This is a genomic window from Clostridium sp. TF11-13AC, from assembly GCF_003481065.1.
GTDB classification, from domain to species: domain Bacteria; phylum Bacillota; class Clostridia; order Lachnospirales; family Lachnospiraceae; genus Otoolea; species Otoolea fessa.
The window spans coordinates 849,504-869,604 of sequence record NZ_QUKJ01000001.1 but is presented as its reverse complement, the minus strand read 5'-3'; the positions used below and the strand labels follow the sequence as shown (position 1 = coordinate 869,604).

Annotated in this window: 19 protein-coding genes and 1 tRNA gene; 18 read left to right on the top strand and 2 right to left on the bottom strand. The window is 48.5% G+C overall.

Features of this window, described 5'->3' with window-relative positions; all coding sequences use genetic code 11:
• Nucleotides 1-32: 32 nt before the first annotated feature.
• A complete protein-coding gene (locus DXD12_RS03955) occupies nucleotides 33-806 on the bottom strand; it encodes a type III pantothenate kinase (protein WP_106999733.1) in 774 nt (257 codons plus the stop codon).
• Between the two features lie 309 nt (nucleotides 807-1,115).
• Between DXD12_RS03955 and DXD12_RS03950 the strand changes: the two genes are divergently transcribed.
• The 14 genes from DXD12_RS03950 to DXD12_RS03885 all read left to right on the top strand — a co-directional run bounded on the left by DXD12_RS03950 (nucleotide 1,116) and on the right by DXD12_RS03885 (nucleotide 15,068).
• Nucleotides 1,116-2,705, top strand: a complete 1,590-nt coding sequence (locus DXD12_RS03950) for a peptide chain release factor 3 (protein ID WP_106999734.1) — start codon at nucleotides 1,116-1,118, stop codon at nucleotides 2,703-2,705.
• Between the two features lie 286 nt (nucleotides 2,706-2,991).
• Nucleotides 2,992-3,441 (top strand): GatB/YqeY domain-containing protein, encoded by a 450-nt coding sequence (locus DXD12_RS03945; protein WP_022360228.1) that lies wholly within the window; start codon nucleotides 2,992-2,994, stop codon nucleotides 3,439-3,441.
• A 32-nt stretch (nucleotides 3,442-3,473) separates the two neighbouring features.
• The gene (gene pepV, locus DXD12_RS03940; RefSeq protein WP_118637469.1) at nucleotides 3,474-4,877 is read left to right on the top strand and encodes a dipeptidase PepV; all 1,404 of its coding nucleotides are present in this window, start codon (nucleotides 3,474-3,476) and stop codon (nucleotides 4,875-4,877) included.
• A 154-nt stretch (nucleotides 4,878-5,031) separates the two neighbouring features.
• Nucleotides 5,032-6,024, top strand: a complete 993-nt coding sequence (locus tag DXD12_RS03935) for an FAD-binding protein (protein WP_118637467.1) — start codon at nucleotides 5,032-5,034, stop codon at nucleotides 6,022-6,024.
• 368 nt (nucleotides 6,025-6,392) lie between these two features.
• On the top strand, nucleotides 6,393-7,691 hold the full coding sequence (locus tag DXD12_RS03930) for a dicarboxylate/amino acid:cation symporter (protein ID WP_118637465.1): 1,299 nt from the start codon (nucleotides 6,393-6,395) through the stop codon (nucleotides 7,689-7,691).
• A 250-nt stretch (nucleotides 7,692-7,941) separates the two neighbouring features.
• Nucleotides 7,942-8,958: an aminopeptidase gene (locus DXD12_RS03925; protein WP_118637463.1), complete on the top strand. Its 1,017-nt coding sequence runs from the start codon at nucleotides 7,942-7,944 to the stop codon at nucleotides 8,956-8,958.
• A 518-nt stretch (nucleotides 8,959-9,476) separates the two neighbouring features.
• Entirely contained in the window at nucleotides 9,477-10,463 is a 987-nt protein-coding gene (locus DXD12_RS03920; protein ID WP_106999740.1) for a LysR family transcriptional regulator, read from the top strand.
• A 300-nt stretch (nucleotides 10,464-10,763) separates the two neighbouring features.
• Complete coding sequence (ispH, locus tag DXD12_RS03915) at nucleotides 10,764-11,615, top strand: 4-hydroxy-3-methylbut-2-enyl diphosphate reductase (protein ID WP_106999741.1); 852 nt, start codon at nucleotides 10,764-10,766, stop codon at nucleotides 11,613-11,615.
• The gene (gene rpsA / locus DXD12_RS03910) at nucleotides 11,596-12,678 is read left to right on the top strand and encodes a 30S ribosomal protein S1 (RefSeq protein WP_022360427.1); all 1,083 of its coding nucleotides are present in this window, start codon (nucleotides 11,596-11,598) and stop codon (nucleotides 12,676-12,678) included. Before ispH ends, rpsA begins: the two co-directional genes overlap by 20 nt.
• A gap of 52 nt (nucleotides 12,679-12,730) precedes the next feature.
• Entirely contained in the window at nucleotides 12,731-12,880 is a 150-nt protein-coding gene (locus DXD12_RS15830; RefSeq protein WP_182457017.1) for a hypothetical protein, read from the top strand.
• A gap of 465 nt (nucleotides 12,881-13,345) precedes the next feature.
• Entirely contained in the window at nucleotides 13,346-13,660 is a 315-nt protein-coding gene (locus DXD12_RS03900) for a PadR family transcriptional regulator (protein WP_022360428.1), read from the top strand.
• Between the two features lie 13 nt (nucleotides 13,661-13,673).
• Nucleotides 13,674-14,504 (top strand): DUF1700 domain-containing protein, encoded by an 831-nt coding sequence (locus DXD12_RS03895; RefSeq protein WP_118637461.1) that lies wholly within the window; start codon nucleotides 13,674-13,676, stop codon nucleotides 14,502-14,504.
• A gap of 12 nt (nucleotides 14,505-14,516) precedes the next feature.
• Nucleotides 14,517-14,819: a hypothetical protein gene (locus tag DXD12_RS03890; RefSeq protein ID WP_118637459.1), complete on the top strand. Its 303-nt coding sequence runs from the start codon at nucleotides 14,517-14,519 to the stop codon at nucleotides 14,817-14,819.
• A gap of 54 nt (nucleotides 14,820-14,873) precedes the next feature.
• Complete coding sequence (locus DXD12_RS03885; protein WP_106999744.1) at nucleotides 14,874-15,068, top strand: small, acid-soluble spore protein, alpha/beta type; 195 nt, start codon at nucleotides 14,874-14,876, stop codon at nucleotides 15,066-15,068.
• A 75-nt stretch (nucleotides 15,069-15,143) separates the two neighbouring features.
• Here DXD12_RS03885 and DXD12_RS03880 read toward each other — a convergent pair.
• A tRNA-Leu gene (locus tag DXD12_RS03880) sits at nucleotides 15,144-15,226 on the bottom strand.
• A 207-nt stretch (nucleotides 15,227-15,433) separates the two neighbouring features.
• On the opposite strand from DXD12_RS03880, the gene DXD12_RS03875 reads away from it, so the two are divergent.
• From DXD12_RS03875 to DXD12_RS03860, 4 genes are read left to right on the top strand one after another with little or no spacing between them, the layout of a single operon-like run.
• Entirely contained in the window at nucleotides 15,434-15,772 is a 339-nt protein-coding gene (locus DXD12_RS03875) for a zf-HC2 domain-containing protein (RefSeq protein WP_022360432.1), read from the top strand.
• A 37-nt stretch (nucleotides 15,773-15,809) separates the two neighbouring features.
• Nucleotides 15,810-18,482, top strand: a complete 2,673-nt coding sequence (polA, locus tag DXD12_RS03870; protein ID WP_118637457.1) for a DNA polymerase I — start codon at nucleotides 15,810-15,812, stop codon at nucleotides 18,480-18,482.
• A gap of 19 nt (nucleotides 18,483-18,501) precedes the next feature.
• Entirely contained in the window at nucleotides 18,502-19,083 is a 582-nt protein-coding gene (gene coaE, locus DXD12_RS03865) for a dephospho-CoA kinase (protein ID WP_118637542.1), read from the top strand.
• Between the two features lie 7 nt (nucleotides 19,084-19,090).
• Nucleotides 19,091-19,888 (top strand): MBL fold metallo-hydrolase, encoded by a 798-nt coding sequence (locus DXD12_RS03860; RefSeq protein WP_022360435.1) that lies wholly within the window; start codon nucleotides 19,091-19,093, stop codon nucleotides 19,886-19,888.
• The last annotated feature ends 213 nt before the right edge of the window (nucleotides 19,889-20,101 follow it).

The window sequence follows — 20,101 nt, the reverse complement described above, 5'->3', positions numbered from 1 at the left end:
TAGATACATCTGCTGAGAGACAGCCTTTTTGATTATTCGGTTCTCCTGTTTTTTTCATATAAATGTAGTAATCCCTTCATCAACAGCGCCCCATCGTACGTGATCGTATGCGAACAGAGCGGCAGGACAATCTTGGAGATGCCGCCGGTGGCGATGATGGAAGTTTTCTCTCCGAGTTCTTCCTCGATGCGATCCAGCATACCGTCGATCATCGCGGCATTGCCAAATATGACGCCGCTTCTCATGCAGTCTATGGTATTTTTGCCAATGACACGGCGCGGCGTATCGAGGCTGATGCGCGGCAGCTGGGCAGTGCTGGCGCTCATGCTGTCGAGGGAAACGCGAAGTCCCGGCAGGATCGCGCCGCCGACATAGCGTCCGTTTTTGTCGATGACAGACATGGTCGTAGCGGTTCCCATTTCGATGATGATGATTGGCGGTTCATGCTCTGCAAGGGCACCGACTGCGTTTACGATCATATCGCTGCCGACGGATTTCGGGTTGTCCATCAGGATGTTTAAGCCGGTTTTCATGCCGGAACCGACCAGCATTGCGTTTAGTCCCGTTATTTTACGGATGGCGGCAAGAATCGTCCGGTTAAGCGGCGGAACGACCGAGGAGACGATCGCACCATCAAGCTGATCTGGGGCAATATGGTAAATTTCAAGAATACTTTTCAGCGCCACGGCATATTCCAGATTCGGTTTTCCGATGGTGGTCGTGATGCGTTCTACAAAATACGTTTTTTTTGCGTCGATCACGCCGATAATAATGTTGGTGTTTCCAACGTCGATAGCTAGAATCATAAAATAACTCCTTTATATCTCCTGCATCTCTACAATAATCAACATCTCTTATAAAATGTTGATTGTATAGTTATCGCAACGGTTTCATATGTTCAACTGTTACTATTTATTATATATCCACGTTAATAGTATGATTATATGTTTTTTAAAGAAAAGGATCAAGAAGAAGATGAAAAATGTTTTTAAGATCTGTTACCGATCGCGCGTGAGTGAACCGTAACTTGGACTTGCGTATTCGTTTAAAATAATATAGAATAAATACGTTTAGACAAAGTTAAAGAATGGTAGTAAGTTTGGAGGAAGATTTTTTTGGAAAATATAGCGGAGCAGATCAAAAAACGGCGTACATTCGCCATTATTTCCCACCCGGATGCTGGTAAGACAACCCTGACGGAGAAGTTTCTTCTCTACGGAGGTGCGATCAACCTGGCTGGTACGGTCAAGGGAAGAAAAGCGGCCAAGCACGCAGTTTCTGACTGGATGGAGATAGAGAAGGAGAGAGGTATTTCGGTTACCTCTTCCGTATTACAGTTTAATTATGAGGGATTCTGCATCAATATCCTGGATACACCAGGACATCAGGATTTCTCGGAGGATACCTACCGTACTCTGATGGCAGCCGATTCGGCGGTCATGGTCATCGATGGTTCTAAGGGTGTCGAGGCGCAGACGATCAAGCTTTTCAAGGTTTGCGTTATGCGCCACATCCCGATTTTTACCTTTATCAACAAGATGGACCGCGAGGCGCGCGATCCGTTTGAGTTGATGGATGAGATCGAGAGCGTGCTCGGCATCCGTACCTGTCCGGTCAACTGGCCGATCGGCTGCGGTAAGAATTTTAAGGGCGTGTATGACCGTGCCACAAAGAAGATCACAACTTTCACAGCAGCAATGGGCGGACAGAAGGAGGTCGCATCTCAGGAGTTCTCGTTAGAGGGCGATGAGGTTAACTCCATCATCGGTCCAGACTACCATCGGCAGCTGATGGATGATATCGAGCTTCTGGACGGCGCATGCGATGAGCTGGATATGGAGCGTGTCAGCCGCGGAAATTTATCCCCGGTATTCTTTGGTTCGGCGCTGACAAACTTTGGTGTAGAGACATTCCTGGAGCATTTCCTGAAAATGACAACCTCGCCGTTGCCGAGAAATACGACAACCGGCATGGTGGATCCGTTCTCTCCGAATTTCAGCGCGTTTGTCTTCAAGATTCAGGCAAATATGAACAAGGCGCACCGCGACCGTATCGCATTTATGCGTATCTGTTCCGGCAAATTTGAGGCAGGCATGGAAGTAACGCATGTGCAGGGCGGACGCAAGATCCGTCTCTCCCAGCCACAGCAGATGATGGCGCAGGATCGAAAGATCGTCGAGGAGGCATATGCGGGCGATATCATCGGTGTATTCGATCCGGGTATTTTCTCGATCGGTGATACACTCTGTACAGGTGAAAAGGTAGAATTTGAAGGCATTCCTACGTTCGCACCGGAACATTTTGCACGCGTGCGCCAGATGGACACGATGAAGCGCAAGCAGTTCATCAAGGGCATCAGCCAGATCGCCCAGGAAGGTGCGATCCAGATCTTCCAGGAGTTCAACACAGGTATGGAAGAGATCATCGTCGGCGTAGTCGGCGTCCTCCAGTTCGAGGTACTGACCTACCGTCTGGAAAATGAGTACAATGTAGAAGTCAAGTTGGAAAAACTTCCATACGAGTACATCCGCTGGGTAGAAAACGCTGACGAGATCGACGTAGCCAAGATCCAGGGAACTTCGGATATGAAGCGGATCAAAGACCTCAAAGACAATCCGCTGCTTCTGTTTGTCAACAGCTGGAGTGTGGGAATGGTAGAAGAGCGGAATCCGAAGCTTAAATTAAGCGAGTTTGGGCGTAACTAAAGCCATGCAGCGGAAAGCACCGTTTCAGCGAATGGAAAATTTATTTTTCAGGCGCTGAAAGGGGGATTTCTGCTATACGGCGCAGCCGGACAGGGGTGTGAAACCGCAGGTTTTGCACCTCTGGGCATGGTAAAACAAGAGAGAGTCCCTATCGCACCCCTGGACATGGTAAAACAAGAGAGAGTTCCTATCGCACCCCTGGGCATGGTGAAACAAGAGAGAGTCCCCATCGTCCCACCTGGGCATGGTGAAAATATAGAAAAAATCAGAAAAGGAGACATTTCATATGAGCAGAGTAGATGTAGTACGTGCAGCCATGGTAGAAGCCATGAAAGCAAAAGACAAAGCAAGAAAAGATTCCTTATCCATGCTGTTATCCGCACTGAAAAATGCGGAGATCGACAAGCGTTCTCCGCTGACTGAGGAAGAGGCGGACGCAGTTGTAAAGAAAGAGATCAAGCAGACGAAGGAGACTCTGGAACTGGCTCCGGCAGATCGTGCGGATATCCGCGAGGAGGCACAGGCACGTCTGGCAGTTTATCAGGAATTTGCACCGGAGGATCTGACCGAAGAGCAGATCGCAGAGGTGATCAAAAGTGTTCTGGCAGAGCTTGGCATTGAAAATCCGGCACCGTCTGACAAGGGCAAAATCATGAAAACCCTGATGCCGAAGGTAAAGGGCAAGGCAGACGGAAAGGTAGTGAACCAGGTACTGGCTGGAATTCTGTCCAAATAATAACCAAAGGAAAAGAACGAGGCGGAAGATTTATGTATAAAAAGAAAATCGAGCAGTATATCGAGGCGCACAAGCAGGAGATGTTAGATGACATATGCGCGCTGTGCAGCATCAACAGCGAGCGTTCGGCATACCAGGAGGGCGATCCGTTCGGCGAAGGTCCGAGCCGCGCACTGGCACAGGCACTCAAAATGGCGGAAGAGTATGGATTTTCCATCAACAATTACGATAATTATGTAGGAACCGCCGATTTAAACGACGGTGAGCACCAGCTAGATATTCTGGCACACTTGGATGTTGTCCCGGCAGGCGAGGGCTGGACTGTGACACAGCCGTTTGAACCGATTGTAAAAGACGGAAAGTTGTACGGACGCGGCACGGCGGATGACAAGGGACCGGCGGTAGCAGCTCTGTATGCGATGCGTGCGGTCAAAGAACTGGGAATCCCGGTGACAAAAAATGTCCGCCTGATTCTGGGAACGGATGAGGAGTGCGGCAGCAGCGATATTGAACATTATTATAAAGTGGAGAAGGAAGCGCCGATGACATTTTCCCCGGATGCTTCGTTCCCGGTTATCAATATCGAAAAAGGACGTTTCCCGGGGCATGTGACAGCTTCTTTTGAGGTATCGACGGAGAATGCGCGGATCCTGTCCATCGAGGCTGGCATCAAGATCAATGTTGTTCCGGGCAAGGCGCATGCGACAATTACAGGACTGACCGAGGAAGAGGTACGTCCGATGGCAGAGGGCGTGACGAAGGAGACTGGCGTACAGTTTGAGCTTCAGGCAGAGGAAGATGTGATCGTGATCACCGCAGTCGGTGAGGGCGCACACGCCTCGACACCAGAGGAAGGCAAAAATGCGCTGGCATCCCTGCTTCTGCTTCTGGATCGCCTGCCATTTGCATCCTGCGGACAGACGAAGCTGATTCACAGCCTGACTGAGTGCTTCCCGTGGAATGATACCGAGGGCAAGGCGCTTGGCGTGGCGATGCAGGCAGAAGGATCCGGAGCACTGTCTCTGGCATTCACGATGCTTACGATGACGGAGACACGGATGGAAGCGTACTTTGACGCACGTTTCCCGATCGGCGGCAATGATGACAACCTGTTGAAACCAGTGGAGGCAAAACTTGCGTCCCACGGCATGAAGTTAGAGTCCCCGCAGCTGCGAGAGCCGCATTTTGTAGACGGCAATTCCGAGTTTGTCAGAACACTTCTGAACGCTTATGAGCTTTATACCGGCAACAAGGGCGAGTGCAACTACACCGGCGGCGGCACATATGTGCATGACCTGAAAAACGGCGTTGCATTTGGCGCGTCGATGCCGGGCGTGGACAACCGGATGCACGGAGCAGATGAATTTGCCTATGTGAGTGATCTGGTGGCAAGCGCGAAGATTTTTGCACAGGTGATTGTGGATTTGTGTAAGTAACAGAAAATTTCGTTTTTTCCGCCGTAAGAATTAAAGAAACCTTAATTGATTCGCCGCAGGTTCTATGTTAGACTGAAATCCACAACCGAGAGGTACTGTGCATGTTTGAAGACGGCTGCAGGAACTCCGGCGAGAGGGAAAGGAGAGAACGATTATGAAAAAATCATTCCATACAGTTAAAAAGGCAGGGATTCTGACGGCGGCAGCGGTTCTGGGAACAACGGCACTGGCGGGATGCGGCAGTAAGGCAGATATGGCAGAGAGTGCAGCGGCAAGCGAGGCAGCAACTGAAGCGGCCGGAGAGGCAGAAGCATCGGATGCACAGCTTGTCATCGCAGGCGGAGACAGTGCCGGACTGATCGCGGCGGTTCAGGCGGCAGCCGAGGGCATGGATCCGTCGAAGATCCTGATTCTGGCACCGGGCGAAGAGCTGGCGGCAGATATGACGGAGATGGCACCGTATGTCAATGCAGCCGATACGGATGAGCAGTTCCAGGCGAATCTTACGGATGATTTTGAGATTTATCTGTCCGATATTATGACGGCAGGAAATAATACGAACAATTCGGATATGGCGGCATATGTATCGGAGAACAGCGAAGAGGCGAAAGACTGGCTTGCCGACACACTGGGAATGGAGTACGGCGATCTGACACAGGAGGCAGGTTCCTCGGTAGCCCGCAGTTTCCCGGCAAAAGAGGGAAATCTGAACGAGCTTGCACAGGAAGCGCTGCTTAAAAAAGTCGAAGAGCTGAAGATTCCGGTTGAATATAAGGCAGAATTAAAGAGTGTCGCTTACAATGAAGAAGGTGCCCTTGACCGCATCACTGTGACGGTGGACGGCAAGGATCAGGAGATTGACTGCCTGGCACTGGTAGCGACCGATGTTTCCCTGATTCCGGTTTTTGAGGAATCTCAGGTATACGAGGCAGATGGCAAGGCAGCAGCCCTGGTTGTCAGCAACAATGCGGAACAGCTAAACAAAGATAGCGGCGAGCTGATCAATGGTCTTTATGCAGCAGGTCCAATCCTGTCAGCGGCAGTAGACGGTGAAGGTGTGCTCTCCGGCAATGAGCTGACCGAGGCGGTTATGTTTGGTTCGACTGCAGGAACAGAAGCAGCGGTTTATGTTTCGGATAACCAGTAAAAGCTAAGCTGGTTCATATGTAATGCCATTTCTAAAACAGTAGATGATGCAGACGAAATAAATAGAAATAAAATATGGAACCTTTAAGAAGAAGGTTCAAGCAAGAAGCGGGTAAAAGCGAAAAAACTTTTACCCGCTTTTAGTATTTTACAGAAAACAGCACGGAACTGATTTGCAAAAATAAAATTGTTTTTATTATGGAGACAATACCTAAAAAGTAAGTCGGAACTAACTCTGTATCACTGAATTATTATAACTTATTCGCGATTCGATATATTTGTTTATAATAATCTGGCTTTTTGATACTATGTAGTCAAACCTCATGAGGAACACGAGAAATAAAAAACCATTACATAAGGGGGTATCACATGGTGGAGAAAACTAAAAATGGGGCGGAGAAAAAAGAAACTCCGTTGTACGTGAAAATATTCATTGCATTGTTTGCAGGTATCGCGTTTGGTTACGTCTTAAATTTTATGGGCGGCGTGGAGAATGAGATCATTAACGGATATGTCCTTCCGTTCTTCCAGTTCATTGGAGATTTGTTTATCAAGTTGATCAAGATGATTGTCGTTCCGCTGGTGTTCTTCTGTATCATCGACGCGGCGCTCTCACTGGGTGATATCAAGAAACTTCGAAGCATCGGCGTTAAAACCATCATCTGGTTTTTAGCAACTGGCGGTATTTCAGCAACCATCGGTCTGATACTTGCCAATATTATCAAACCGGGACACGGCTTGCAGCTGGGAACGGCAGAGACAGCAATGGAGGTGAAAGAACTTCCGGGTATCTACCAGACACTGCTTGACTTAATCCCATCCAACCCATTCCAGGCACTGACAAGTGGCGAGATGATGCAGATTATCGTCTTCTCCCTGTTTCTTGGATTTGCCATCATCAGCATCGGCAAGGAAGCGCAGCCGTTATGTGACATCATCAGCCTTTGCTCACGGACGATGTTTAAGGTTATCGATATGATTCTTGGAATCATCCCTTACGGCGTATTCAGTTTGATGACTGTAGCACTTGCAAAATATGGCGTTGCCATCTTCGGACCGGTTCTGAAATTCATCTTAACTGACTATCTTGCCTGCATCACCATGAGTATTGTTGGATACAGCATTTTCCTTAGCGTGATTGGAAAGGTAAATCCGATGAAGTTCTGGCGCAAAGCGTTTGAACCTTGGATGATTGCATTTAGTACCTGTACTTCTTCAGCAGCTCTTCCGGTATCGATGGAAGTAGCACCGAAGAAGATGGGCGTTCCGAGAGATATTGCGAGTTTCGTACTTCCGCTTGGATGTACCGCTCAGATGAACGGAACGTGTGCATACTTTGGTATCGTTGTTCTCTTTGCCGCACAGCTGTACGGCGTAGAGTTAAGTATTCAGCAGCAGATTATGCTGGTTGTACAGGCAACCTTCTTAAGCGTTGGCTGTGCAGCAACTCCGCAGATTGGTCTGGTTATCAGCTTAACCCTGATGACCCAGATGGGACTTCCGCTGGATGCATATGCACTGGTAGCTGGAATCTATCGTATCATCGACCAGATTCACACATCTACTAACTCTGTAGGCGACCTGGTAGCATCTGTCTGCATTTCTCAGATGGAGGGCGAACTGGATCACGAGATTTTCAATCAGGAAGAAGCCAAAAAGGCAGCTTGAATTTTAGAAAGAGACATCCCGGATTCGTATGAAATGTGAAATATATCTGGGCAGTAGTTATGTATGGAACCCGGAAAGCGGGGAAACGACAAATTTGTGCAGAACGTGAATCAAAGATGGAATATGGAACACCCGGTTCTGAAAAGTCCACGTTTTCCGGATAAAAAGGAAAAAAACAGAAATAATTCCCACTTGCAAAGGTGCAAAAATTTAAGGGAACCAGACAAAACAAGAAAAGGAGATTAAAACTATGAGTGATAACAGAATTATCGAATGTATGGAACGTGCACAGTATCTTCTTGGCAACCTGATGGCTGTTAAACCGGGCGAGGAAGTTTTGATTGTCGTTGACCCTCAAACCGACGAGAGAATGACCCAGGCGATGGCAGCAGCCGCTTTAAACTGCGGCGCTGAGTACGGCGTATACATGATGCCGATTCGTGGAAAAGACAAAGCAACCATCTTCCCGAAATCCCTGGAACTTGGTATGGATGCCTGCGATGTATTTGTCGGCATGACCACTGCATCCGGTGCAGCGATTTACAATAACCACTTAAAAGAGCTCATCAACCAGAAGAAACTCCGTGAGGTTTCCATCTGCTTAAGAAGCATCGATAACTTCACAAGAGGCGGCGCGCTGGCAGACTACGAAGCAGTTTATGCAGACGGCGAGAAGCTGCAGGCAATCTGGAGAGGTCATAAGATGGCTCACATCACCACACCGGCAGGTACAGACCTTTACATGGAAATGAACCAGATGGAGCCGATCATCGAGTGTGGTATCGCAAGAAATCCGGGCGATGCAATGGCTTGGTCCGATGGCGAAGTTTCTTTAGGACCGGTTATTGATACAACCCACGGCAAACTGGTGATTGATGGACCTATCTGCTACTATGGCTGCCCGACCACACCGGTTGAGTTAAGAATCGAAAAAGGACGTATCGCAGAGGTAGTTGGCGGCGATCCGAAGATTTGTAAAGAAATCCGCCGTCAGATCGCAGAAGTTAAAGATTCCGATAACATCGCAGAGATCGGACTTGGACTTAACCCGGCTTGTATGTTCAACGGAGACTTCGAGGAAGAGAAGAAGGCAAGAGGAACCTGCCACATCGCAATGGGCAACGGATTCTACTATGGACAGCCTGCACGTTCGACCGTACATATCGACATGGTACAGTACAATCCGACCGTTATCTTCGACGAGGGAACACCAGAAGAAGTTCTGATCGTAAAAGACGGCAAGGTTGTTTGTTTGGGCGACAAATAATATGGCTATATATTAAGAAATATCAAGAACGAATTGTCAATGAAAGACTGCATGAATTGCGGCTGTGATTTCCCCTTGAGCAGCCGCAATATAAAACATCAGGAATTTGTAAAAGCTTAGGAATTGAATAAACCTCCATATTAAAAATGGAAGCTGTGGACGCAGGTTAGCTGCCTTAGATGTGCAGAGCGCAGGTGTTCGCAGCTTCTTTTGAGTGCTGATTCACGCACCTGGAAGTTTTGTAAAATAAGCTGGATTCTGCCTGAAAACGGACGGAAAATACAGTTTATTTGTTTACAGATATAGAAATCTTATGATAAAATAATAACAATAAAAAATAACTGTTAGATATGGCGGTTATATTCGTTTATAGCAGATTTTAGCATAGAGATATGGGAAAGCGGATCAGCCATATTTAAGTGTAGAGCCATGGCAAAATTTGTTATGGGTCATGTGTGCAAGAACCGTAACATCATTTAAGCAAAGCAGGATGGAAAATGGACAGGGGGAATTGACAAATGCTGAATGAAATGAAGTACGTGTATGAGGTTTACAAAGAAAAGAGTTTTTCCAAAGCGGCGAAGAAGCTTTTTATCAGCCAGCCAGCACTCAGCAACATGGTGCGGAAGGCAGAGAAAGAGATGGGAGCGCCGATTTTTGATCGCAGTACGATTCCGCTGACGGTGACGAAGGAGGGCGCGTATTACATCCGTACCGTTGAAAAGATTCTTTTTCTGGAACGGAATTTGGAACGGTATTTTCAAGATATTGCGGGGCTTCAGGGCGGCACGCTGGCGCTCGGCGGTGCATCTTATTTCTGCTCGTTTGTGTATCCGGATCTGATTGCCCGTTTTCAGACAAAATATCCGCAGGTTACGATTGACCTAACAGAAGGAAATACGCGGGAGCTGAAAGCGGGGTTGGAAAATGAGTCGCTGGATCTGGTGTTGGAGACGGCGATGGAGAAGGACGATACTTCGATCAAACGGTATTTATTCCGGAAGGAAAATCTGATTCTGGCAGTTCCGGAAAGTTTTCCGGTTAACCGGAAGCTGCAGCCATACCGACTGTCCAGGCAGGAGATTCTGTCCAAGTCCTTTTTAAAACCGGAGGTGGAGGCAGTTCCGTTAAAGGAATTTAAGGATGTGCCGTTTATCACGATGAAACCGGGCAATGATATGTATAAACGAGGCGCGAAAATGTGCCGCAACAGCGGTTTTACGATGAAAACTGTGATGATGGTGGATCAGGTGCTGACTTCTTTAAATATCGTCTCCAATGGGGTTGGAGCGATGTTTGTGCGTTCTGATATTGTACAGTGGCGTCCGGAGGACCCGAGGCTGGTCTATTATAAGATAGACGACCCGTTGTCTGAGCGGGAGATCACATTTTCGGTCAAGCGGGGGCGTTATGTGACGGCGGCGATGCGTGAGTTTATGCGTCTGGCAGGCATCCGGTCGGATGATCCGGACGCCGATCCGGCTGCCGGGAGGCAAAAGGAGTAACGGCAATTTCCGAAGACAGGGACTGAATGCGGCGTAAATTCCGGAATGTGGTTGCAAAATCAGTTAATCGTGTAAATTTTATATAATTTTACGTCGATTTAGACTTTACCAGCAGTCTAAAGTATGATAGACTATAACAATGAGGGTAAATGAGTTGCCGATTAAAGGCGGAAGAATTTCTATTCTGGAGAATTCGCGGGATGCTATGAGAGACAGGAGCAAAGGTGGATTTTATGAAGGAGACAGAGGGGATTTATTTATCCAAGACGATGAGGAATAGGAGGAATAGCGGGCAGGAACATGGAAATCACAGTTGCGAAGACGGCTGGCTTCTGCTTTGGCGTGAAGCGGGCAGTCGAGAAGGTATATGATCAGATAGCGACGGGGAAGAAGCCGATCTATACCTACGGTCCCATCATCCACAATGAAGAGGTGGTGCGGGATCTGGAAGAGAAGGGCGTACAGGTCATCCATTCGAAGGAGGAACTGGAAGCCCTGAAAGAAGGCGTGGTCGTCATCCGTTCCCACGGCGTAGGCAGGGAGATCTATGAACTCCTGGAACGCCAGGGACTGGAGCTTGTGGACGCGACCTGTCCATTTGTCAAAAAGATCCACAAGATTGTCCGGGAACAGTGCGAAGCCGGACGCCGCGTGATTATCGTGGGAAATGAGCACCACCCGGAGGTCGAGGGTATTAAAGGCTGGGGAAATGAGTATACTCTGGCAGTCGAGTCACTGGAGGAATTTGAAAATCTGGCACTCAGACCGGATGAAAAGCTCTGTATCGTGGCGCAGACGACATTTAACTACAATAAATTTCAAGATTTAGTTGAAAAAATTTCAAAAACGTATTATGATATACTTGTTTTAAATACGATTTGCAATGCAACACAGGAGAGACAGGTTGAGGCGAGGCAGATAGCTTCACAGGTTGATGTTATGATTGTGATTGGAGGCAAGAACAGTTCTAACACACAAAAGTTGTATGAGATTTGCCGCAGGGAATGTAAACACACTTACTACATTCAGACACTGGAAGATTTCAAGCCTGAGATAACAGGTACTGTGCGCAGCGTAGGTATTACAGCCGGGGCATCGACCCCAAATCAAATTATCGAGGAGGTTCATACTAATGTCAGAATTAAGTTTTGAACAAATGTTTGAAGAATCATCATTCAAGAGATTACGTACAGGAGAGGCTGTTACCGGTCAGGTTATCGGTGTCAAGGAAGACGAAATCATTCTCAGCATCGCTGGAAGCAAATCCGAAGGCATCATCACAAGAAGCGAATTCACCAATGAGCCGGGCGTAGATCTTAGAACCAAAGTTCAGGTCGGCGACGAACTGGAAGCAAAAGTGCTGAAAGTAAACGACGGAGAGGGCATGGCTGCTTTATCTTACAAGAGACTGGCTGCTGATAAGGGTCTGAAACGTCTGAAAGAAGCTTTCGAGAACAAGGAAGTTCTGAAAGAGAAAGTTACACAGGTTATGGAGAAAGGCCTCGTAGTAGAGGTTGAGGGAACCCGTGTATTCATTCCGGCAAGCATGGTTTCTGATACTTATGATAAAGACTTATCCAAGTATGCAGGTCAGGAGATTGAGTTCGTAGTTACCGAGTTCAATCCGAGCGGAAGAAGAAGCCGTATCATCGGCGACCGCAAGCAGATCCTGCTTGAGAAGAAAGCTGCTATGCAGAAAGAATTATTCGAGAAGATCGCTGTTGGTCAGACCGTAGAAGGTGTTGTTAAGAATGTAACTGATTTCGGTGCATTTATCGACCTTGGCGGCGCTGACGGTCTGCTTCACATCTCTGAGATGTCTTGGGGCAGAGTTGAGAACCCGAAGAAGGTTTTCAAAGTAGGCGATAAAGTAAAAGCTCTGATCAAAGATATCAACGGCGAGAAGATCGCTCTGAGCTTAAAGTTCCCGGAGAGCAATCCGTGGGCAAACGCAGCTGAGAAATATGCTGTAGGCAACGTAGTAGAAGGCAAGGTAGCACGTATGACTGATTTCGGCGCATTCGTTGAGCTGGAGCCAGGTGTAGATGCACTTCTTCACGTATCCCAGATTTCCAGAGAGCATGTTGACAAACCATCCGACGTACTGAGCGTAGGACAGGTTATCACTGCTAAGGTAGTTGATTTCAACGAGGCAGACCGCAAGATCAGCCTGAGCATGAAAGCTCTTGAGAATCAGGAAGCAGAAGAAAACTAATCAAACGGTTGACGCTAGTTTCTCATCGGGCAGATAGTGCGTCAGACGGAGGATGAAAGAATCATCAGGCTGTCACTTCCACAGGAAGAATGTGGAGGTGGCAGCCGTTTTTGTGATGGCGTGGGGCATGGTATTCTTGATCGGAATGCAGTTGGGTATTTCTGGGATTGGAAGAAAGAGCTGGCTGTTTCTGGTGCTGTAGAAAGCTATTTGGTGATTTTATCTCAGTTGAGAAGACTCCCGCCTCTTCAGGTAGTGAGTAATAGCAAATTTGTCTCAGTGGGAGTTGGGTCTCCAACTGAGATAAACGCTCCGCGAGGATGCGCAGTGATTCTGATAGGAATATGTCAGCTTTGCTGACCAGAATCACGCGCCAAGTCTCACGGATGTTCGACTTGAATAAGATAAAAATGAAAACAGGCAGTATGGCGTATGTGATGGAACATAGGTTGTACGGTCTGTTTTTTGCGTGATGAGGAGCGGGATACGGCGTGGTGAAGGGTTGTGGGAGCAGAAAGATGGATTGGAGTGAGTCATAAGGATATTTGGAAAAATATTGACAAAGAAGGTACACTGATATATAATTTAGATACAATATTATATAACATATAATATTAAACAAGAAAAAATATTATATTTTGAATTAGTGAATCTTAGGAGGGATAAGATGGTTTTTAATACAGGAGCTGCGCTTCTGGATGCGATCGTCCTTTCAGTTGTATCAAAATCTGCAGAAGGAACATATGGGTATAAGATCACGCAGGATGTCCGTCAGGCAATCGAAATATCGGAGTCTACGCTTTATCCGGTGTTGCGGCGGCTTCAGAAGGATGACTGCCTGGAAACATATGACCGGGCGATCGACGGCAGAAACCGACGGTATTACAAAATAACGGAGGCGGGACGGATTCAGCTGAATCTTTACCGGGGTGAGTGGAACGTGTATGCAGGAAAAATTTCAGAGATACTGAAAGAGGGATAAGGAGAGGCAGATCATGAAAAAAGAAGCATTTTTAGAGAGGCTGGAAGCGCTCTTGCAGGATATTCCGGAAGAAGAAAAACGGGATGCGATTGACTATTACCGCGATTATCTGGAGGAAGCGGGACCGGAGAAGGAAGAAGAGGTACTTGCAGAATTTCAGAGTCCGGAGCATATTGCCGAGGTAATCCGGATGGAGCTGCAGAGTGAATGGAGTGGCGGCGAATTTACAGACCGGGGGTACAATGACAGCCGGTTTGAAGAAAAGCGGACGACTTTATCCAGAAGCGGTGGGGCAGAACAGGGAGAACAGGGAGAACGAGAAAAAGAAGCAGGATTTCAGGCTGGAACCGAGGATGCCCCGTTCCGGGAATTTCGGGATGAGGAAACGGGAGAAAATGCGGCATCCAATGAGAATCAAAGAAGCCGTCTGAGCGAGATGCTGCATTGCTTAAAAGAAAAAATAACCGGTTCCAAGATTGGAATGGTTGTGGTAGTTCTGGTAGTGCTTGCAGTTCTTCCATTTATCTTTTCGCTGGTAACGGGAACTGTGGGAAGTGTTTTTGGGCTGGCAGTCGCACTGGCAGCGATACTGGTGGTGCTGGGACTGATGACGGTGCTGGTGTTTGTTGGCGGAATTATGCTGTTTGTTCTGGGTACGGCGAGTCTGTTTGAACATTTTGCGATGGGACTGATGTTCATCGGATTGGGTATCGCGGCAGAGGGCAGCTGTCTGCTTCTGATATGCGGCTGTATCCTGTTTTACGGTGTATTTCTGCCGTGGGCAGTCAAGGGAATCATTCAGCTTTGCCGTCAGGCGGCAGGTTATCTGTCAGCCAGGGCGTAGGAGGATAGGAAAATGAAAAAATGGATGAAAAAAATGGCAATCATAGGCGCCGGCCTCTTTGTGGGTGGAATCGGCGTGACATCGATTGGCGCTGCCATCGGAGGCGCAGCTGCCGGGCTGGATTTTCTGATCGATCAGGAAAAAAATTTTCAGGATAAATATAACTGGGGTGATTCGGAGGAAATATGGGATGATACGGAGCAGCTGCCGGATGAGATCGACGAGCCGGATGAGATGGAAGAGCAGCTGCCGGAAGAGATCGACGAGCTGGATGAGATGGAAGAGCAGCTGGACAGAGAAAAACAATACGAATAGATTTCCAGAAAATGGACATACTCTGAGTACACAAGGTGGAAAGGAGTATTTTTTATGGATGAAAATAAGGTGGATTTTGAGAAAATGACCCCGGCAGAGCGGCTGAAATATGAGGTGGCGGAAGAAATTGGGCTGGCAGACAAGGTACGGCAGTATGGCTGGAGAAGCCTGACTGCCAAGGAGAGCGGGCGGATTGGCGGTCTGATGACGAAGAAAAGGCGGGAGATGAAACAGGATAAGAAAGGCTGATAGATATTTGCTTGAAAACACCAAAAGCCCTTGAAAATAAAGGAAAAATCCAATATTTTCAAGGGCTTTCAAATCTGCCGGCTGCGGGACTTGAACCCGCACGGTGTTGCCACCAATGGATTTTGAGTCCACCTCGTCTGCCATTCCGACAAGCCGGCTGTCTATCGACGCTTTTTATCTTACCAAAATTGGAGACAGATTGCAACTGTTTTTTTGTTTGTTTTGAAATTAAGAAGCGAGGCATTCGCGGGGGCTTGCGTGTTTCATTAAAATAAGGTATGATTAGGTTTAAATGGGTTTATGAACGCGTCATGCGTGAATGATAATTCATATGGAATGACAGACTGGAAAAGGAGGTGGCGTCTGTGACCTGTCGGGAAGCGGAGCGTCTTGTGACGCCGTATATCCAGGATAAACTGAGCGGGGATGAGCTGGAAGCGTTTCTGGAGCATCTGGAACATTGCCGCAACTGTCAGGAAGAATTGGAAATTTATTTTATGGTGGATGTCGGACTGAAACAGCTGGACACCGGATCGGGTACTTTTGATATCATGGGCGCACTGCAGAAGCGGATCGCTGAGTCATATGCCCGCGTGCGCCGGATGTGGCGTTTCCGGAAAATGGAGTATGCGGTCAATACGCTGGGCGTGATGGCGGTATTGGTGACGGTGATGCTGCAGGTCAGGATTTGGCTGGCACCATAGAAAAAGCAACAAGTGATAGAACAGGAGACGGAAACAGATGGGCAAATTAGTGCTGATAGATGGTCATAGTATACTCAACCGGGCATTTTACGGGGTGCCGGAGTTGACAAATTCGAAGGGACTCCACACCAATGCAGTGTACGGATTTTTAAATATCATGTTCCGGGTGATCGAAGATGAGGGGGCAGACTATCTGGCAGTGGCATTTGACTTGAAAGAGCCGACATTCCGTCACAAAATGTATGCGGCATACAAGGGAACAAGAAAACCGATGCCGCAGGAGCTGCATGAGCAGGTTCCGGTGATGAAGGAAGTGCTGACAGCGATGGGAGTGCCGATTCTTACCAAGGCGGGGTATGAGGCAGACGATATTCTGGGAACGATCGCGAAACGCTGTGCGGCGGAGGGCGTGGAGGTTTCTATCGTATCAGGAGATCGTGACCTGCTGCAGCTTGCAGATACGCACATTAAGATTCGGATGCCGCGAACTTCGAAAGGTACGACGGAGATACGCGACTATTACCCGGAGGATGTGAAGGCGGAGTATCAGGTGACGCCGATCGAATTTATTGATGTAAAGGCGCTGATGGGCGATACTTCGGATAATATTCCGGGCGTGCCATCGATCGGTGAAAAGACTGCAACCAGCCTGATTACCATCTACGGAAGCATTGAGAATGCGTATGCACACATTGATGAGGTAAAGCCGCCGCGCGCACAGAAAGCGCTTCGGGAGCATTATGACATGGCGCAGATGAGCAAGGATCTGGCAACGATCCGCATCAATTGCGAGATTGGTTTTTCGCTGGAGGAGGCGAAGCTGGATTCGCTTTATACGCCGGAGGCATACCAGTATATGAAGCAGCTGGAATTTAAGTCCATTCTGCAGAAATTTGGTGAGGACGCCTTTGCGTCATCAGAAATAGAAAAATCTTTCCGTCTGGTAAATGATTTTGGCGAGGCACAGGTGATTTTTGACCGTGCACAGCGGGCGGAGGAGATCGGCGCGCAGCTGGTGATTGAAAAAGGAGAGGTTGTGGCACTGGCACTCTGCCTGGACGGGACATCGATCTATGCGATCCCGGCGGTTGGGTTTCTGACCGGACAGTATCTGGCGGAGGAGCTGGAACGCCTGATGGAGGTGGTTCCGTCTGTGACGGTTCTGGATCTCAAGATCCAGCTTCCATTTCTTAAAAATCACAGCCGCCGGATCGTGGACGGCATCCGGAATGCAGAAGGAAACCGTGCGGTTATGGACGCAGGCGTGGCGGCGTATCTGTTAAATCCGCTCAAGGATACCTATGGATATGATGACCTGGCGCGCGATTACCTGGATATGACCGTGCCGTCACAGGTCGATTTGCTTGGAAAAACGGCGCTGTCAGATGCATTTGAGACAATGCCGGAGAAAGCGTTGAATTGTGTCTGCTACATGGCATATACGGCGTGGAAATCGCGGGAAATCCTGCTGGGGCAGCTTCGAAGACATGGAATGCTGCATCTCTTTTATGAGATAGAGATGCCGGTTATTTACAGCCTCTACCATATGGAAGAGGAAGGTATTCAGGTGCGCCGGGAGGAATTGAAAGCCTACGGCGAACGCCTCCAGACGCAGGTAGAGAAACTGGAGCAGGAGATTTACGCCGAGACGGGCTGTGAATTTAATATTAATTCCCCGAAGCAGCTGGGTGAGGTTTTATTTGAAAAAATGTCCCTGCCGGGCGGCAAAAAGACGAAGACCGGCTATTCGACGGCGGCGGATGTGCTGGAAAAACTGGCGCCGGAGTATCCGGTTGTGCGGAAAGTATTAGACTATCGCCAGGTGGCGAAACTCAAATCGACCTATGCGGACGGGCTGGGTGCATTTATCCGGGAGGACGGACGAATCCACGGAACCTTTAACCAGACGATCACAGCGACAGGACGTATCAGCAGTACAGAGCCGAACCTGCAGAACATTCCGGTGCGTATGGAGCTGGGACGCGAGATCCGGAAGCTGTTTGTACCACGCGAGGGCTGTGTGCTGGTTGACGCTGATTATTCCCAGATTGAGCTGCGTGTGCTGGCGCATATGTCGAATGACAAGAACCTCATCCAGGCATACCGGCAGGCGGAGGACATCCACGCGATCACGGCGTCGCAGGTATTCCATGTGCCGCTTGAGGAAGTGACACCGCAGCTTCGCCGCAATGCAAAAGCAGTCAATTTCGGTATCGTATATGGTATCAGCGCGTTTGGGCTGGGCGAAGATCTCGGTATTTCCCGCAAGGAAGCGACCGAGTACATTGAGCGCTACTTTGAAACCTACCCGGATGTCAAACGTTTCCTCGATGGTCTGGTAAAAACGGGCAGGAAATACGGCGAGGTCAAGACTATGTATGGGCGTGTGAGACCGATTCCGGAGCTGAAATCCGGCAATTTTATGCAGCGTTCGTTCGGTGAGCGTGTGGCGATGAATTCCCCGATTCAGGGAACTGCAGCCGACATTATCAAGATTGCGATGATCCGCGTCGATCAACGCCTGCGCCGCGAAGGACTGCGTTCCCGCATTGTCCTCCAAGTGCACGATGAACTCCTGATTGAAACCTGGAAAGAAGAGCTGGAACAGGTGCAGTCGATTCTGGCGACGGAGATGAAACGTGCGGCGCAGCTGCAGGTGGAGCTGGAAATCGATATGAAGATGGGAAATTCGTGGTTTGAAACGAAATAATGGAAAGGTACAGATAAACATGAAGATAATCAGTATTACCGGAGGCGTTGGTTCCGGTAAGAGTGAGGTCCTGCGTGTGCTGCAGGAGGAATTTGACGCGGAAATTATTAAGGCAGATGAAGTGGCTCACCAGCTCATGGAGCCGGGTAAGAAAGGCTATCAGCATGTGGTAGAGGCGCTGGGTGATTCCTTTTTAAATAAGGACGGCAGCATTGACCGCAAAAAGCTGGCGGCGCTTATTTTCCAGAATAAAGAGGCGGTGGAGACGATGAACGCCATCATCCACCCGATGGCGTGGGAGGAGATCCGCTATGCGATCAACCATTCCGACAAGGAGATCATCGTTGTGGAGGCAGCTCTCTATGATGACGACCACAATGCGATGTTTGATGAAATCTGGTATGTATACACATCGGTGGAAAACCGCATCAAGCGTCTGATGGCAAGCCGCGGCTACAGCGAGGAAAAATGCCGGGACATCATGGCAAATCAGGCATCCGAGGACGATTACCGGAGTTTTGCGACGCGTGTGCTGGACAACAACGGCGGGATTGAGGATATTCGGAAGCAGATAGCGTCATTTTTAGGAAAAGAGGATTAGGATACATATGCGGATGGTTAGTATTGCCAGCGGCAGCAGCGGGAATTGTATTTATATAGGAAGCGACAACACCCACGTTCTGGTGGATGCGGGGATCAGCAACAAGCGTATTGAGATGGGGTTAAATGACCTGGGGCTGAATGCGCGGGAACTGGATGGAATTCTCATCACGCATGAACATTCCGACCATATCAAAGGGCTCGGCGTGCTGGCGCGCAAATATGGCACACCTATTTACAGCACAAAAGAGACATTAGAGGAAATTCAGGATTCCAAGAGTCTTGGCGAGATTCCGGAAGATCTGATGCACCCGATTACGCCGGATGTTGATTTTATGGTAGGAGATCTGGAAGTCAAACCGTTCCGGATCGACCATGATGCAGCGAATCCTGTTGCCTACCGGGTTCAGAATGAAAAAAGATCGGTGGCGGTGGCGACGGATATGGGGCATTATTCCCAGTACATCATTGACCATCTGCAGGGGCTGGATGCGATTTTGCTGGAAGCCAACCACGATGTCAAAATGCTGGAGGCAGGACCGTATCCGTATTACCTGAAGCGTCGTATCTTAGGCGATTACGGACACCTTTCCAATGAAAATGCGGGGCGGCTTTTAAGTTCCATTCTGCATGACAATTTGAAGCACATTTTCCTGGGGCATCTGAGTAAGGAAAATAATTACGAAGAGCTGGCATATGAGACGGTGCGTCTGGAGATCACAGAGGGAGATACGCCGTATAAGGCGAATGATTTCCCGATCACAGTGGCAAAACGCGATGCAGTGTCGCAGATTGTGACGGTGTAGAAGACGTAAAAGTATTAAAATTGGTTATACAAAGTCTGAAAACAAGCCAGAAGATATATTTGGGGTTATGGCTTGGAGGCATGAACAAAAGTGTGGGGTTGACAGAAATATCGTTACTGTACACGCATACGTGTCCAGTAACGGAATTTGCCGTGGCTTCGCATTTAAATACGGCAAATTCCTGCTGGCACCACGTTTTCTTACGGCACTTTC